13 protein-coding genes are annotated in these 16021 nt (G+C 61.7%); 10 read left to right on the forward strand and 3 right to left on the reverse strand.

Annotated features, from left to right (window positions below):
- Positions 1-115: 115 nt before the first annotated feature.
- The 9 genes from ASD01_RS22040 to ASD01_RS22080 all read left to right on the forward strand — a co-directional run bounded on the left by ASD01_RS22040 (position 116) and on the right by ASD01_RS22080 (position 11491).
- The gene (locus ASD01_RS22040) at positions 116-1600 is read left to right on the forward strand and encodes a lipopolysaccharide biosynthesis protein (protein ID WP_060644387.1); all 1485 of its coding nucleotides are present in this window, start codon (positions 116-118) and stop codon (positions 1598-1600) included.
- A 408-nt stretch (positions 1601-2008) separates the two neighbouring features.
- Positions 2009-3124, forward strand: a complete 1116-nt coding sequence (locus ASD01_RS22045; RefSeq protein WP_090297405.1) for an acyltransferase family protein — start codon at positions 2009-2011, stop codon at positions 3122-3124.
- A gap of 2 nt (positions 3125-3126) precedes the next feature.
- Complete coding sequence (gene exoK, locus ASD01_RS22050) at positions 3127-3909, forward strand: endo-1,3-1,4-beta-glycanase ExoK (RefSeq protein WP_060644388.1); 783 nt, start codon at positions 3127-3129, stop codon at positions 3907-3909.
- Positions 3910-4007: 98 nt separating this feature from the next.
- A complete protein-coding gene (locus tag ASD01_RS22055; protein WP_060644425.1) occupies positions 4008-5231 on the forward strand; it encodes a glycosyltransferase family protein in 1224 nt (407 codons plus the stop codon).
- Positions 5228-6208, forward strand: coding sequence for a glycosyltransferase family 2 protein (locus tag ASD01_RS22060; protein ID WP_060644389.1), 981 nt, complete (start codon positions 5228-5230; stop codon positions 6206-6208). The genes ASD01_RS22055 and ASD01_RS22060 overlap by 4 nt, the downstream gene beginning before the upstream one ends.
- On the forward strand, positions 6205-7131 hold the full coding sequence (locus ASD01_RS22065) for a glycosyltransferase family 2 protein (protein ID WP_060644390.1): 927 nt from the start codon (positions 6205-6207) through the stop codon (positions 7129-7131). Before ASD01_RS22060 ends, ASD01_RS22065 begins: the two co-directional genes overlap by 4 nt.
- Complete coding sequence (locus ASD01_RS22070; RefSeq protein WP_060644391.1) at positions 7131-8147, forward strand: glycosyltransferase family 2 protein; 1017 nt, start codon at positions 7131-7133, stop codon at positions 8145-8147. Before ASD01_RS22065 ends, ASD01_RS22070 begins: the two co-directional genes overlap by 1 nt.
- A 4-nt stretch (positions 8148-8151) precedes the next feature.
- Complete coding sequence (locus ASD01_RS22075; protein ID WP_034798018.1) at positions 8152-9057, forward strand: UTP--glucose-1-phosphate uridylyltransferase; 906 nt, start codon at positions 8152-8154, stop codon at positions 9055-9057.
- Between the two features lie 73 nt (positions 9058-9130).
- Positions 9131-11491 carry a polysaccharide biosynthesis tyrosine autokinase gene (locus ASD01_RS22080; RefSeq protein WP_280138785.1) on the forward strand — a complete coding sequence of 787 codons (2361 nt, stop codon included), beginning with the start codon at positions 9131-9133 and terminating at the stop codon, positions 11489-11491.
- 29 nt (positions 11492-11520) lie between these two features.
- On the opposite strand, the gene ASD01_RS22085 is transcribed toward ASD01_RS22080, so the two are convergent.
- Positions 11521-12975 carry a TrkH family potassium uptake protein gene (locus tag ASD01_RS22085; RefSeq protein WP_060644393.1) on the reverse strand — a complete coding sequence of 485 codons (1455 nt, stop codon included), beginning with the start codon at positions 12973-12975 and terminating at the stop codon, positions 11521-11523.
- A gap of 354 nt (positions 12976-13329) precedes the next feature.
- On the opposite strand from ASD01_RS22085, the gene ASD01_RS22090 reads away from it, so the two are divergent.
- Positions 13330-13572 (forward strand): hypothetical protein, encoded by a 243-nt coding sequence (locus tag ASD01_RS22090; RefSeq protein WP_034798024.1) that lies wholly within the window; start codon positions 13330-13332, stop codon positions 13570-13572.
- 48 nt (positions 13573-13620) lie between these two features.
- On the opposite strand, the gene ASD01_RS22095 is transcribed toward ASD01_RS22090, so the two are convergent.
- Positions 13621-14694 carry a glycoside hydrolase gene (locus ASD01_RS22095; protein ID WP_162251026.1) on the reverse strand — a complete coding sequence of 358 codons (1074 nt, stop codon included), beginning with the start codon at positions 14692-14694 and terminating at the stop codon, positions 13621-13623.
- Positions 14695-14740: 46 nt separating this feature from the next.
- A complete protein-coding gene (locus ASD01_RS22100) occupies positions 14741-15913 on the reverse strand; it encodes a polysaccharide pyruvyl transferase family protein (protein WP_034798026.1) in 1173 nt (390 codons plus the stop codon).
- Between the last annotated feature and the right edge of the window lie 108 nt (positions 15914-16021).

Here is a 16021-nt window from a genome sequence, read left to right on the forward strand (position 1 = left end):
GCCCCTGCGGTTTCTCTAAAAGAGTATTTCGTGGTCTCCTCCCACCGGGTCGCGACCTCAAATCTAGCGCTTGCCCTTTGTCGGAAATCCTTCAAAGGCATCACGGGATGCTCACATGCCTTCAAACGTAAATGCCAAGTCTGTGACTCGGAACGTCGGCTGGAGCGTCCTTTCAAAGACAGGCACATTCGGGCTGAAGTTTGTCACCGTGCCGATTCTTGCCCGTATCCTGACGCCCGAGGAGTTCGGAACGGTCGCCGTCGCGCTCACCGTCGTGCAGTTTCTGGCGATGATCGGCGGCGCCGGTCTTGCCTCCGCTCTGATCATCCAGCGCGACGAGGACATGGAACTCATCCACTCCGCTTTCTGGGCCAATCTGGTGGTTTCGCTGATGATGGCGCTTGGGCTTTTCGTCTTTGCCGGACCGCTGGCGAGCCTGCTCGGTGCGCCGGAGGCAAGCCATCTGCTCCAGATCATGAGCCTGCTCATCCCGTTGCAGCTTGCCGGCGATGTTGCCTATTCACTGCTTGCCCGGCGGATGAATTTTAGCAAGGACGCGGTCTGGACCATGCTCTCCGAAATCCTCGGCGCGCTCATCGCGGTCGGGGCGGCGCTTCTCGGCTTTGGGGTGTGGTCGCTGCTTGCGCAGCTTTTCGTTTCTGCATTCATCCGTTTGGCCGGTCTCTACGCCGTCTCCGGCTATGTCCCGCGTTTCGTGTTTTCGGCACGGCGCGTACTTTCGCTCTGCCGCTTCAGCTTCGGCATGATGGGCTCCGAGATCGCCAACTTCGTCACCTTCCAATCGCCGATGGTCGTCATCAGCCGTTATCTCGGCCTTTCGGATGCCGGCGCCTATTCGGCGGCGAACCGCTTTTCCAGCATTCCGAACCAGATCGTCCTTTCAGCAGTCATGGGCGTTCTCTTTCCCGCCTTCAGCCATATGGGCGAGGATCGCCAGCGGCGCTCGCAAGCGCTGATGCTCAGCACGCAGGTCACCACCGTGCTGCTCGCGCCGATGATGTTCGGCCTCTGGGCGCTTGCCGAGCCGGCGATGCTCGTGCTCTTCGGACAGCAATGGGCCTCAGCCTGGCCGGTGCTCGGCCTGCTCGCCCTGTCGAAGGGCCTGCTGACACCCTGCAGCACCTACATTCCCTATCTCAAGGGTATCGGCCAGGGCACGACCCTCTTCTGGTGGGCGGTGATCCGGGCAATCGCCACCACTGCCGCCGTCGCCTATGCCGCGATCGGCGGCTCGCTCGTCGAAGCGATGATCGCCCTCTGCCTCGTGAACCTAGCGACGCTTGTCGGCTATTCCTGGGTTGTCTTTCGCGCCGACCAGCTGCCCTTCCTGCGCGGGTTCCTGATTTCGGTGAGGCCGCTGGTCTCGGCTTTCATCATGGCTGTCGTCGTAAGGCTGCTGCTGGACCACTACGGCATGCTTCTTCCAAGCGCGGTACTCCAGGTTCTTGTTGGCGCCACGATCGGTGCCCTGATCTATCTGGTGCTGGTACTCGTTACCGAACGGTCGCTGCTGGCAAAGCTCACCGATATGGTTCGTTCCCGTGGTGCTTCGAGCTCGGTACCAGCCGCCGCCGAGTAACGATTGGAATAGCGCTAAAGACTGCCCCACCCTTGCCGCATTTCGGCGAGGAATGAGTTCCACGGCATTGTCTCAACTGAAAAACAGAAGAAAAAGCGCACAACTTTTCGGCGTTACATATGCACTTTAACAAGCAAAGGCATCAGAAAATCAGCGGCCGTTAATATTCCGCAACTGACGCCCACGTCATGGTTTTTTCCCAGTCCAAGTGCGGGGATAGGCCTATTTTCCTAGTATTGCCGCGATTTCTAATGCTGCACCGCAGCAAACCAAGGCCGATTCGTTTGCTGCGGCGCCATATTTTGATCCGTGCCCGAGCCTAATCTTCTGGGTGCGGGCTCTGGTCTGCTCTGTTGAAACGGCCGCTTCTAAACGCGCTGCCAGATGGGGGTGACGGATATCGTTGATGTGAACGCGAATATCTCCTCGCGGATCAATCTGATGCGCATCGTGCTGATCTCAGGCATTGTCTTTGTGCATGTGCCTTACGATCCGGCGACCAGTCCGTATGTCGGCACCTATGGCGGCATCGACTGGTTGCGCATTTTCCTGGGCGACAGCCTCTTCCGTGTCGGCGTCCCTTGCCTCAGCGCGATTTCCGGTTATCTCCTGTTCCGTCGCGGTCTCGAAAATTTCGACTATGGCCGGACGCTGAAGACCAAGGCTCGGACGGTACTTTTGCCATTCCTGTTGTGGAACCTGGCGTTTCTCGCGCTGGTTTTCGTCGCGCAGAGCAAGGACATCAGTTCGGGCTATTTGCCGGAGGTCATCGGAGCCAGCCCCAGAGAGTGGCTGAGCTTTGCCTTCGCGCTCGAGGATCTGCCGATCAATCTACCGCTCTATTTTCTGCGCGATCTCCTGCTATGTATCGTTCTTTCGCCAGCGCTCGCGTGGCTGATCAAGCGCTATCCGGCACAGACGCTCGCCGTCCTCTTCGCCTATGCGGTGCTGCCCGTTCCGAACGGCATCTTTTTGAAGAAGTCGATCCTCTTCGGGTTTAGCGCCGGCATCTACATGAGCCTGCATCGCATCGATGTCCGCAGCTTCGATCGCTTTTCCTGGCCGATTACCATCGCGTTCCTAAGCGCAGCCGTGCTCCTGTCCATCCTGCTCTATCAGTTTGGCCCGAATTTTCCGGTGTGGCTCGAAATGCTGCGCAGTCTGATTGCGATTTCCGGCATCGTCGGTTCCTGGGCGGTTTCGGCACTTCTCGTGCGAACCAACATCGGCGCTCAGCTTTCGCGCGGCAGCGGTCTCAGCTTCTGGATCTTCTGCACGCACTTTCCGCTACTCGTGCTCTTCTGGATGATCTGGAACCGCTCGGACATCGGCTACTACCCGGCGTTCTACTGCGCGGTTCCGCTCATCACGATCGCCTTCCTCGCCGGCGCCTACGCTCTTTCCGCGCGCTGGCTGCCAGCCCTCACCGCTATTCTCACCGGCAGCCGGACCGGCTCCGCCCGCGACATGCGTGCGCGGACAGGGGCTGTTCGCGCCGGTCCCTCCCCCCAGCAAAGGACCTGACCATGAGATCGAAACGACCTCACCGCCTCGCCCTGCTCACCCTTGTCGCCGTCGGCCTTGCCGGTCCGGCCCTGGCCGAAGAGACCACGACGGGTGCGTCTTTCATCGACAACTTCGATACACTCGACACCGCCGTCTGGTACGTCTCGGACGGCTGGAACAATGGCGCGCATCAGAACTGCACCTGGTCGAAGAAACAGGCGAAGGTCGTCAACGGCATCGCCGAACTGACGTTTGCTGAAGGAAAACTCGGCGAGCGCAATTACGCCTGCGGCGAAATCCAGACCCGCAAGCGCTTCAGCTATGGCACCTACGAGGCGCGGATCAAGACGGCCGACGGCTCGGGGCTCAACTCCGCCTTCTTCACCTATATCGGGCCGGCCGACAAGAAGCCGCATGATGAGATCGATTTCGAAGTGCTCGGCAAGAACCCGGCAAAGGTCCAGATCAATCAATACGTCTCCGCCAAGGGCGGCAACGAGAAGCTGGTCGACGTGCCGGGCGGCGCCAACCAGGGCTTCAACGACTACGCTTTCGTCTGGGAGAAGGAGCGTATTCGCTATTACGTAAATGGCGAACTGGTCCACGAGGTCACCGACCCAGCGAAGATCCCGCCCAATCCGCAAAAGATTTTCTTCAGCCTTTGGGGAACCGATACCCTGACGGATTGGATGGGCGCCTTTGCCTACAAGGGTCCCTCGATGATGCAGGTCGACCGGGTCGCTTTCACCGCGCCGGGAGACGAGTGCCAGTTCCCCGAGTCGATTGCCTGCAAAATAAACTAGCCGACGATCGAGAGCCGCGCCGGTGGGCGTGGCTCTCGCCGCTGCAAGGCGCAAAATTTGAACCATGTCCGGCGCAGCCGGACCGAAACTGGATGTTCATGCTGCAGATACTTTACTTCGCCCAAGATCTTGCCGACCCCGCCGTTCGCCGACGCGTGCTGATGTTGCTTACCGGCGGCGCAAAGGTGACGCTTGCCGGATTCAGGCGCGACGCAAACCCGCTGGCGGCGATCGAGGGCATCGTACCTGTCGAGCTCGGCAACACCCATGACGGCCGGTTCGTCCAGCGCGTCGGTGCGGTCGCGAAGAGCTGTCTCTCGCTGAAGCAGGCGCTGCGCGGCGTCGAACGTCCAGACCTGATCATAGCCCGCAACCTCGACATGCTGGCCATCGCCAGGAAGGCCGTCAGCCTCTTCGGCGGCGACGTCCCAATCGTCTACGAATGCCTCGACATTCACCGCCTACTCCTTTCCCCCGGCATCGCTGGCAAGGCGTTGCGGACAAGCGAGCGCCTGCTCGGCCGTGACGCGCGCCTCTTGATCACCAGTTCTCCCGCCTTCGTCGAGAACTATTTCCGCCCGTTATCGGGTATCTCGGCACCGACCATGATGCTTGAGAACAAAGTGCTCGAGCTCGACGAAACCGATGCGCGACCATCGGTGACCGCTGCCGCCGCACCGACACATGGCCCATGGCGGATTGGCTGGTTCGGTGCTCTGCGCTGCCGCAAATCACTTGCGCTGCTGGCGGCCTTCTCGCGCCGCATGGAGGGTCGATTCGAGATCGTGCTGCGCGGCCGGCCGGCCTATCGCGAGTTCGACGACTTCGACGGCTTCATCCGCAACGAACCTTTCATGACGTTCCACGGCCCCTATCGCAGCCCGGAAGAGCTTGGCGCGATCTACTCCGACGTGCACTTCACCTGGGCGATCGACTTCTTCGAGGAAGGTCAGAACTCCAAATGGCTGCTCCCGAACCGGCTCTATGAAGGCTGCCGCTTCGGGCGGGTGCCGATTGCGCTTCGCGGCACCGAGACCGCGCGGTTTCTGGCCATACGTGGCCTTGGCGTGCTGCTCGAAGAAGCTGATGCCGACGCGCTTGCCGCGCTCATGGGGTCGATGACCTCCGAGATTTACGACGCCACATCCCGGCGGATCGCGGCCTGCGCGCCGGAAACCTGGATCTTCAATCGCAGCGATTGCGAGGGCCTCGTGCGCCGTCTGTCGGCCGTCACGTCCGCCGCTCCGCCGCGCATCGCGCTGGACTTCCCGCAAGCACATCAAAACACCTCAACGCCCCAAAACGAAGGTGGATTGTCATGAGCATACGTGTCCTCATCGTCATTCCCTGCCTCAACGAGGCGGAACATCTGCAGGGCCTCGCCGAAGCCTTGCTACCCGCGGCAAGGCGCCTCAACGGCGCCATCCTGATCGCCGACGGCGTCAGCACCGACGGCACCCGTGAGATCGCGGCGCGTCTCGCCGAGAAGGATCCGGCCGTGTTGGTGCTCGACAATCCGAAACGCATCCAGAGTGCTGCGATCAATCTCGCCGTCGCACGCCACGGGGCCGGCTTCGACTACATGATCCGCATCGACGCGCACGGCACCTATCCGGACGATTACTGCGAGCGCCTCGTCGAGGAGGCTCTTCTGACCGGCGCGGACTCCGTCGTCGTCGCCATGAAGACGGTTGGCTTCACGCCCTTCCAGAAGGCCACGGCCTACGCCCAGAATTCCAAGCTCGGCAATGGCGGCGCCAAGCACCGTCTCGGCGCGGCGAGCCACTGGGCCGATCACGGTCACCATGCACTGATGCGCATTTCCGCCTTCCAGGCGATCGGCGGCTACGACGAGATCTTCAGCCACAACGAAGACGCGGAGTTCGACTATCGCTTCCGCCAGGCGGGCTATCGCATCTGGATGACCGACCGGACCAGCATGGTCTACTACCCCCGCGCCAAGGTCGGGCCGCTCTTCCGCCAGTACTTCGCCTATGGGCGCGGACGCGCGCGCAATGTGTTGAAGCATCGCGCCTGGCCGAGCCTCAGGCAGTTGCTGCCGCTTGCCGTCGCTCCGGTCGCCGTCGGCGCGCTGCTCGCGGTCGTCAGCTGGCTTGCGGTCGTTCCGGTCGTGCTCTGGGCTGTGGCCTGCATCGGCTACGGCATGTGGATGGCGCTCGGCCAGAAGAACCCCTACGGCCCGCTCGCGGCCATCTCGGCAATGGTCATGCATTTTGCCTGGTCGGCCGGCTTCTGGCGGGAATTGCTCACCACGCGTAACCGGAGGGTGGCACCATGACCAACACCGTCGCCCGGACACAGATCGACATAGCGGTGTGCACGTTTCGCCGGCCGGAGCTTGCAGAAACGCTGCATTCCCTCGCGCTCATCACCGTGCCTGCCGATGTGGCGATCCGCATTATCGTGGCCGACAATGACGTGACGCCGAGTGCGGAGGCGCTCGTCAACCAGATGCGCCCGACCATGCCTTGCGAGATCCTCTACGTGCATTGCCCGGCGTCGAACATTTCGATCGCCCGCAACGCCTGTCTCGACAACAGCACCGGGCACTATCTCGCCTTCGTCGATGACGACGAGAGGGTGTCGAGGACCTGGCTCGTGCAATTGCTCGATACCGCCCTAACGACCGGCGCCGATGTCGTGCTCGGCCCGGTTCGTGCCGAATACACGCTGTCTGCCCCGAACTGGATGCGCCGCGGCGATTTTCATTCAACCCGGCCGGTCTGGGTCGATGGCGAGATCCGCACGGGCTACACCTGCAATGTTCTCATCGATCTCACTCGCCCGGTCGTCTTCAACAGGCGGTTCAATCTGGCGCTCGGGCAGACAGGCGGTGAGGATACGGAGTTCTTCCGCCACATGCATGCAGACGGCGGACGTCTGGCCTATGCGCCCGATGCGCTGGTCTTCGAACCGGTACCGGAGAAACGCGCGCGACTTGCCTGGCTTGCAAAGCGTCGGTTCCGTTCCGGCCAAACCCATGGCCGGCTCTTGAGTGAACCGGGCCAAGCCGGCAGCCGAGTTGCCGAAATCGTCCGCGCGACGGCGAAATCAGGCTATTGCGCCATCGCAAGTCTGCTGCTGTTCGGATGGCCGGTCGCCCGCTCGCGCTACGCGCTGCGCGCAATCATGCATGCGGGCGTCGTCAGCGGCCTCATCGGCGTGCGCGAGCTCCAGCAATACGGAGCGGCGACCGCTTGATGACGCAACGCGCCCTCGACGTCAGCTTCGTCATCGCGGCCTATAACGCTGCCGACACGATCCGACGCGCCATCGACAGTGCGCTTGCGCAGAAGGGCGTCGACGTCGAGGTGATCGTCGTCGACGATTGCTCAAAGGACGAGACCTGTGCGGTCGTCGAAGAACTCGCTGATCCGCGCGTGCGGCTGCTGCGACTTGACGAGAACCGCGGGCCTGGCGGCGCGCGCAATGCCGGTCTCGAAGCGGCCCGTGGCGACTGGATCGCCATTCTTGACGCGGACGACACGGTTAGCCCTCAGCGGCTGTCGCGCATGATTGGCCTTGCTTCCTCGACCGAAGCTTCGATTGTGGTCGACAACATCGACGTCCTCAATCTCGATGGGCGGCTGGAGCGCATGTTTCCCGAAGCCGAGCTTGAGCGCCGTCGGACGCTGACGCTTGCGACCTTCATCGGTTCCAACGTGCTTTTCCGCTCCACCTTCAATTTCGGCTACATGAAGCCGATCTTCGAGCGCCGGTTTCTGAACGAACACCGCTTGCGCTTTGAGGAAACGATCCGCATCGGCGAGGACTACATCCTGCTCGCCTCGGCGCTTGCCCATGGCGGCCGCTGCGTTGTCGATCCCTCGGCCGGCTATTGCTACCACATCCGCGAGGGCTCGATCTCGCGCGTGCTCGAACTGCGCCACATCGAAGCGATGATGACGGCCGACCGGGAATTCCTTGCCAGGCACACGCTCGATGCCGAGGCGCTGGCTATGCAGCGCCGGCGCGAGAAAAGCCTCGTGGAGGCGCACGCCTTCCTTCGCCTTGTCGAACACCTGAAATCCAAATCGTTGGCCGGAGCCACCCAGGTGGCTCTGACCAACCCCAGAGCGCTTCGGCACCTCAGAATGCCGATCGCCGTGCGATTGCGCCGGCTACTTGCGCCAATCGCACGCATGAAGCCTGCCACCTCGACGGTGGCGGCCGAACGACCCACCTCGGGCGAAAGCCCACACGTAAGTAAAGGATAAGACCATGGACCGTATCAGGACCGTCAGGAAAGCTGTGATCCCGGTCGCCGGCAATGGAACGCGGTTTCTTCCCGCGACGAAGGCGATACCGAAGGAGATGTTGACGATCGTCGATCGTCCGGTCGTGCAATATGCGGTCGATGAAGCCCGTGAAGCGGGCATCGAGCACATCGTTTTTGTGACCAGCCGCAACAAGCAGGCGATCGAAGACCACTTCGACGACACGCCTGAACTCATCTCGTCGCTGACCCGCTCCGGTAAGAACGCCCAGATTTCCGAACTGGAGCAGATGCTGCCGCGCGCCGGTTCCGTCAGCTTTACCCGCCAGCAGGCGCCGCTCGGCCTCGGCCATGCCGTCTGGTGCGCCCGCGATCTCATCGGCGACGAGCCCTTTGCACTGCTCCTGCCGGACATGCTCTGCCACGGCGGACGCGGCTGCATGGCCGGTCTTGTCGACCTCTACCGTCAGACCGGCGGCAACGTTGTCGGCGTCGAGCAATGCGCTCCGGAAGATGCCTCGAAATATGGCATTGTCGGCAAGGGTACGGCCGTCCCCTATGGCTTCGAAGTCACCCAAATGGTCGAAAAACCGCTTATGGGCGAAGCCCCGTCCAATTTTTATCTGAATGGTCGTTACATCCTGCAGCCGCAGATCTTCGACATACTCGCCCATCAGCCGCGCGGCGCCGGAAACGAGATCCAGCTAACCGACGGCATGCTGAAACTGTCGCAAAATCAAGCGTTTCACGCTCATCCCTATGATGGGCGCACGTTCGACTGCGGCTCCAAGGAAGGCTTCATCGCGGCCAATGTCGCTTTCGCGCTGGCGCGTTCCGATCTCGGCGACGCGGTCTATGCCTCGGTCAAGGACATGGTCCTGTCTCACGAAGGCCGCATCCGCGCCGCATAACTGGCTTCGGCGCCTCTTTTGAAAACAAGAGGCGCCAGCCTTCGGACTAATGGGAAACGGACAGAGCGACCCAATGAACCAAAGAAGTCTCCCCTTCAACAGTGTCGTACCGCGCAACGTGGACGAGCCCGACGGCTTCATCGACCTCGATCGTCTGTTTTCGGTCGTCTTGCGTCGCGCCAGAATGGTCGGCCTGTTTGTGGCGCTCTTCATCGCGCTCGGTGTCGCCTACCTGGTCTTCGCAACACCGCTCTACACATCGGCAACGCAGGTCCTTCTCGACGAGAACCTGTCGAAATTTGCCGAAGAACAGGCGCCGCCGCAAAACAGCGCCCTGCTCGACACCCAGATTGCCAGCGCCGTGGAAATCCTGAAATCCGGCGAACTCGCCCTGCGTGTCGTCGACAAGATGAACCTTGCCGACAACGATACCGTCCTCAATCCGCCGCGCTCGCCGTTCGACGTCGTCAAGGACGGGCTGAAGTCCGTTACGGGCATCTTCTCGAGCGGGCCGGAGATTTCCGAGGATATGGCCCGCAACGGCCGGAGGCAAAAGGCGGCGGCACTGCTCCAGCAGGGACTGGCCGTCGAACGCGTGACGCGAAGCTCCGTCGTCTCGCTTGCCTATCGCTCCAGCGATCCGCAGCTTGCCGCCGGCATCGTTCGCACCTATGCCGACGCCTATCTCAACGACCAGCTCAACGCCAATTTCGAGGCGACGGAACGGGCCTCGGTCTGGCTGCAGGAACGTCTTGCAGACCTTCGGCAGCGCACGCAGACCGCGTCGCTCGAGGTCGAAAAATACCGCAGCGAAAACGGCCTGACGCTTGCGCGCGGCGAACTCATGTCGGAACAGCAGCTGGCCGATCTCAACAGCCAGCTGATCATTGCCCAGGCCGATAGCGCAAGCGCTTCGGCGCGCTACAAGCAATTCCAGGCGATCGTCGACCAGGGACCGGAGACGGCCGTCAAGAACGCCACGATTTCCGCCAAGGAAGGCGACAACTCGGTCATCCGCGATCTACGCACGCGCTACCTTGCGGTCAGCAAGCGCGAACAGGACGTGAGCCAGAGCTTCGGCGCCGACCATCCGCAGGCCGTGTCGCTGCGCAAGGAGAAAACCGATGTCGGCCGCCAGATCTTCCAGGAGCTGCAGCAGCTGACGGCAAGCTACCGCAACGAATACGAGGTTGCGCGCTCACGCGAAGCGTCGCTGCGCGAAAACATAGAAGGCACCACCGGCCGCAACGCAAATGCAAATGTCTCGCTCGTGCACCTGCGCGAACTGGAGCAGAGAGCGGCTGCGCTGAAGACGCTCTATGAGACCTATCTGAACCGCTACGAGCAGGCCTCGCAGCAACGATCCTTCCCGATCGCCAAGGCGCGGGTGATTTCCAGCGCCGGCGTCCCGGCCTCGCCTTCGAGCCCGAAGAAGACGATGGTGCTGGCGCTTTCGGCGGTACTCGGCCTGATGGCGGGCGGCGCGTTTGCGGCCTTCCAGGAGTTCCGCGAGCGGACGTTCCGGCTCGAAGGCGACGTGCGCGCGATCCTCGGTCATCGGTCGTTCGGCTACATTCCGTTGGTCGGCCCGCGTCACCCTGGAACGACGGATCTCGTTCGCGCCAAGCTGATGAAGAACAAGATGCCGCCACCGGTAACGCAGGGGGCGCCGTCGTTCGAGCGCCTCAGCCGCATCGTGCTCGACGCTCCGCGCTCGTCCTTCACCGAGACTTTCCGCAACGCCAAGCTTGCCTGCGACCGGATGCTAACCGGCAACGGTTCACGCGTCATCGGCATCGCTTCGGCGGTGCCCGATGAAGGCAAGTCGATCATTGCCGCGAATTTTGCGGCCCTTCTTGCCGCAAGCGGCAAGAAGACCCTTCTGATCGATGCCGACATCCGCAAGCCGGGTTTGAGCAAGATGATCAATCCTCCGCCGAAGGCGGGTCTGGTGGAAGCGTTGACCGGGCAGGCATCCTGGCCGGCGGGCATCAAGATCGACCAGCAGACGAAGCTTGCGATCCTGCCGGTCGGAGGTGACGCAGTGGACGGCAACGGCCCGTATGACAGCCATGAGCTGCTTGCGTCGCCGGCCATGGCCGAGCTTATCGACAATGCACGCAAGTCCTTCGACTATGTCGTAGTCGACCTCGCGGCACTCGCCCCGGTCGTCGATGCCAAGGCCTTCGCGCCGCTTGCGGACGGCTTCCTCTATGTCGCCGAATGGGGCCGGACGCCGTCGCGCCTGGTGCGCGACCTCTTGCATTCGGAGCCGCAGATCAATGCCAAGATCCTCGGCGTGATCCTCAACAAAACCGACATGCAGGAACTGGCAAAGTACAGCGACTTTGGCGGTGCCGAGCATTACCGCCACCGCTATGAGAAGTACTACATCGAAAGCGCCAGCACGCGCCGCAAGACCGAGGCCGCCTGAAAGGGCGCGGCCTCGTTTCGACCTGTCGCTCAGTCCCTCCAGAAGAGCGGTGTCAGGATGACCAGGACCGTCAGGATTTCCAGACGGCCGAGCAGCATCATGAGCGACAGGAGATAGAGCGCCGGGTCGGTCAGCGTGGAGAAGTTGCCGGCCGGCCCGATGATCGGGCCGAGCCCGGCGCCAACATTTGAAAGCGCCGTTGCGACCGCCGACACCGCCGTGACGAGATCATAGCCCATCGCCCCCATCGCTAGGCTGCCGAAAGCCCAGATGAACATGTAGGCGGTGAAGAACATGAACACGGTGCGCTGCACGTCTATGTCGACAAGTGTCTTGCCGTATCGCACGGTGTGGATTGCATCGGGGTAGATCAGCTTGAAGATACCGGCGCGGATCGAATTGAAGATGATAATGAAGCGGTAGGCCTTCATGCCGCCCGCCGTCGAGCCGGAGCAGCCGCCCATGAAGGTGGCGGCAAAGGCAAGTGCGACGATGAACTCACCCCAGAGCATGTAATCGTCGCTGGCAAAACCGGTCGTCGACAGGATGGACGAGACGGTGAAGAAGCCGTGCGCCAATGCCTCGTGCGCCGAGACCCCGTTGACGATCCGCTGGTAGAGGCTTGCGGCGAGCGCAAGTGCCGTCAGATAGGACAGAAAGACGATGATCTGCGGATCCTTCAGCGTATCGAGCCGGCCACGAACAATAAAGAGGATGAGCACCGAAAACGGCAGGCTGCTCAACGTCATGAAAAAGGTTGCGACCCAGAGGATCGGCAGGCTGTTGAAGTAGCCGAGCGAGGCATCGTGAGTGGAGAAGCCACCGGTTGCGACCGTCGACATAGCGTGGTTGATCGCGTCGAAACGGCCCATGCCCAGATAAGAGAAGATGATCGTGCACGTCACCGTCATCACGACATAGATCAGGATGAAGGCGCGCGTGAAGGTGACGATGCGGGCGAAGGGCTTTTCGGTGGTGTCCGAGGACTCCATCTTGAAGAAGGACATGCCGCCGACCCGAAGATACGGCATGACGAAGACCCCGAGCGCCACGATCCCGATACCGCCGAGCCAGTGCAGAACCGAGCGCCAGAGAAGGATACCCGGAGGCGCATGGTCGAGGCCGCTGATGACGGTCGAGCCCGTTGTCGTGATGCCGGAGACCGCTTCGAAGAAGGCCTTGGCGAAATCGAGCTTCAGCGACGACAGCCAGAAGGGCACGGCGCCAACGAGAGACACGACAATCCAGAGAAGATTGACGACGAGAAAGCCCATCTTGCGGCTGAACAGCGGCGAGCCGCCCTGCGTGGCAGCGATCGCCAGAAGCGACAGACCGCCAGTCGCAAAGGCCGAACCGGCAAACACTCTCCAGTTGGGATGACCATAGAACAGATCGACTGTGGCCGGCAGCAGCATCGCGAGCGACAGATAGAACGCGGCCTTCGCGGCGATGTTGATCGCGGTCTGGTAAAGGGGTGCATGCAACGGTTGATCGCCTCAGCGCTTTGTCCAGGACCGAATCGGTCCTCTGCATTTGCGGCCATTCAACCTCAAAGGCGCGCGATTCGCACCGGCTCGGGGCAGAGAACCCTCTGGTGAGCGACAGTCAGTCCCGTATTTTCGTCGATTTTGTCCCATGGGCGCGGTAATCGCGTCCAGGCGTTCCCGGCAAATACCGCGCGAAAGGCGCCATTTGCGTGCTGCACTGCGGCATTTTGCCCAATCAATTCTAACTGACGAAAAGATCACGGCTTTTGGCCGCGGCAAGTCATCACCTTGACTTATTTCCCCGTGTAAAGCCTGCTTCATCCATTCCACATGCAACCTTGAGCACAACCGATGACCCCCGCCCGTTTCACCCAATGCCTTCTCGTTCTTCGTTGGACGCCGATCAATCTGGCAAGCGCCCTCCATTGCAACCTGGCATGGATCGAGGCGATGGAGACCGGGGACGAAATGGTTCCGGAGGAACTGGCAACCTGGCTGGAAACGCTGGCGCGGACCCACGAGGAGCTCGGTATTCCCGTCACCTACCGCGGTAAGGGGCTTGAGCCTGCGACGAGCCGCGCAACGCGGCGCTGATCCCGCGGAACGATGTTCTGTGCAACTCGCAGCCGAAAGCGCCCTGCATCAATCGCCCTTGGCCGGTTCGATCGCAAGCGCGCCGGCCGGGCTCAGAGCTCCGCAGCGCCATAGCCGGTAGTTCTGCTGGGTGTCCCAGTCGTAGTAGTAGGCGGCATCCAGGCGTTTTTCTTCGGAAAGCCGCTCGAACACCGTCCGCATGGCCGTCATCGCCCCTTCGCGTTCGCGATCATCGACGGGGCAGCTACGCGCCGTGTTGGCAATCCCCCATTCCGTCACCCAGCAGGGCCGCCCCCGGTCGGCAGGCGCGCAGAAGTCGAGAAGTTTGGTGACGATCGACGTGATCGCCGGCTTATCCTTGCGCGCCGGGTAGATGTGAATGCCATAGGCATCAACAAGTGCGTCCATGCCTCGCGCCTTCAAAAGGGCGATCACCTCGCCGGGGTCCAGCCGCTCCATTCCCTGGCGGTCCGCTTCCTTGGCTCCCATGTCGGAGAGCCCGGCGGAGACGATGATCGCCTTGTTGTTGGCGCTCGCTCTTGTGGCGTCGCGGGTGATCTTCAGCGCCGCGACATATTTGTCTAGACCTTTTCCAAATGCCTGGGGATCCCTGAGTTCACTGAGAAGTCGCGGCGTCGCTCGGCCCGGCTTCTCGTAGACGGCGAGGTCGCCGTTATAGCCGGCGAGGTTGATCTCGTTTCCCGGTTCCACCGCGTCCAGACGGATGCCAAGGGTATCGATGCGCTGCAGAGCTGATGTCAGGCCCGTGCGGTAACGATCAAGGTCCAGATCGGACAATCGGTTGATATCCCAGATGCGCCCGAAGCCGGTGCGCGGGCGAACGCTGTCCGGATAATAGCTTTTGTTCGACAGCTGGATTTCGAGCAGGATCCGCAGACCCAGCCGGTTGGCAATCTCCAGCGCGTCGATGCTTTTGTCGACAGGGCGCGACAGCGATAGCCGCACATGCGTGGCGCCGCTGTCGGCGATTTCGCGAAGGATGCGTTCCTGATCCGTGCGCTCCAGCCAGGCGAGATTGAGCCGATTGACGCCGTAGCGCGCAGCCGCAGTCTCGCCCGCAAACGCCGGAGCGCCACGCGAAAGCCCCGCCCAGGCGACCAGGGCGGCCAGGAGCAGCGCCAAGGGCGCTGCCCGGTTCAGGGGCAGATTAAATGCCAACCTGTTTAAGCGCACTTTGGAAGTTCGCCTCGCATGCCGAATAGCGTTCGGTAACCGCCTGCGCATCGATCTTCGACAGGAAGTTGGCGAGATGCGCCTTCTTGTCCGCCTCACGATTCCAGACGCCCGCCTCGATATAGGGGAAGCCGATGAATTCGAGCATCTCGCGCATACGGTCGTCGACGGCGATCATCAGCGAAGGCGTGCCCGCCTGCATGCCAATGACGCAGCCATGGAAGCGCCTGCCGATGCAGAGGTCCCGGGTTGATGACCAGGCGCGCCACTGGTTGGTGTCGAAGAACACCATCAGTTCGTTCTGCCGCTGCCACTTTTCCTGATGCTTGTATTCGGTCTTGCCGGTGATGCGGCCGCTGGAGCGGTCATAGACCGGCGCGTTGTCATCCACGGGAAGGGTGAGGTTATAGGCGACGACTTCGTCCTGGATGACGTAGCTGGCCACGCTCTCCGGCTTCAAGAGCGCGTGGGCATCGACGATGGTGTCGGCGACGCTACCGAGATAGCCGCCGAGCGCGAGCTTCTGTGCCGAGGCAAGGTCTGCGTTGGCAAGCGACGTCAAGGAGTGGCGCATCTCGTTGGGAGCGAAGAAGAGCGAGGGGCAGCCGGTCGGCTTGACGAACTTCATGCCCTCCGCGCGCAGGAACTCCGCGGTGAAATAGCCGCGGGTCAGGAAGAAGCTTTCCTTCTGCTTCAAGACCTCGAGGAACCGCAACGTACCGGCCGGCAGGTTTTCTTTCAGACCTTCACGCTTCTGGATGCCGATGCCCATCACCAGGACCGGCATCTTCAGCTTCTCGAACACATCCGCTTCGAGATCGGCCGAGTATCCCGGACGCAGCAGGTTCGCCGAAGCGAAGACGCACATGTCGAATTCCTTGTTCAGGGCATCGTAGACGTCGTTGGCGCCGCGGCTGTTGACCAGATGCCAGAACGGCACATAGGTCACGTCATGACCGCGCAAGGCATAAGCTGCGCCCTCGCCGATCAGGTAGTTGCCGGTGTTGGCGATCTTCTTGACCTGGTCGACCAGATCCTTCTTGCTTCGGATATCGTCGAAGTAGGGTTTGTGATGAACCGTCGCACCGGAAACGCGCGCCACGGTACGCTGGAGGTAGGAAGGGATTCCGGTGAGCAGGATACGCATCGATACACCTGGTTTGTGGACTGGCCCACAGAGTTGAGGAAGAGGGAGGGCGGCACGAGGAAGCGGATCTGCAAACCTCACCGTGCCGCCCGAACTCATGAATTGAGC

The organism is Ensifer sp. Root423 (genome assembly GCF_001426275.1).
GTDB lineage: Bacteria > Pseudomonadota > Alphaproteobacteria > Rhizobiales > Rhizobiaceae > Ensifer > Ensifer adhaerens.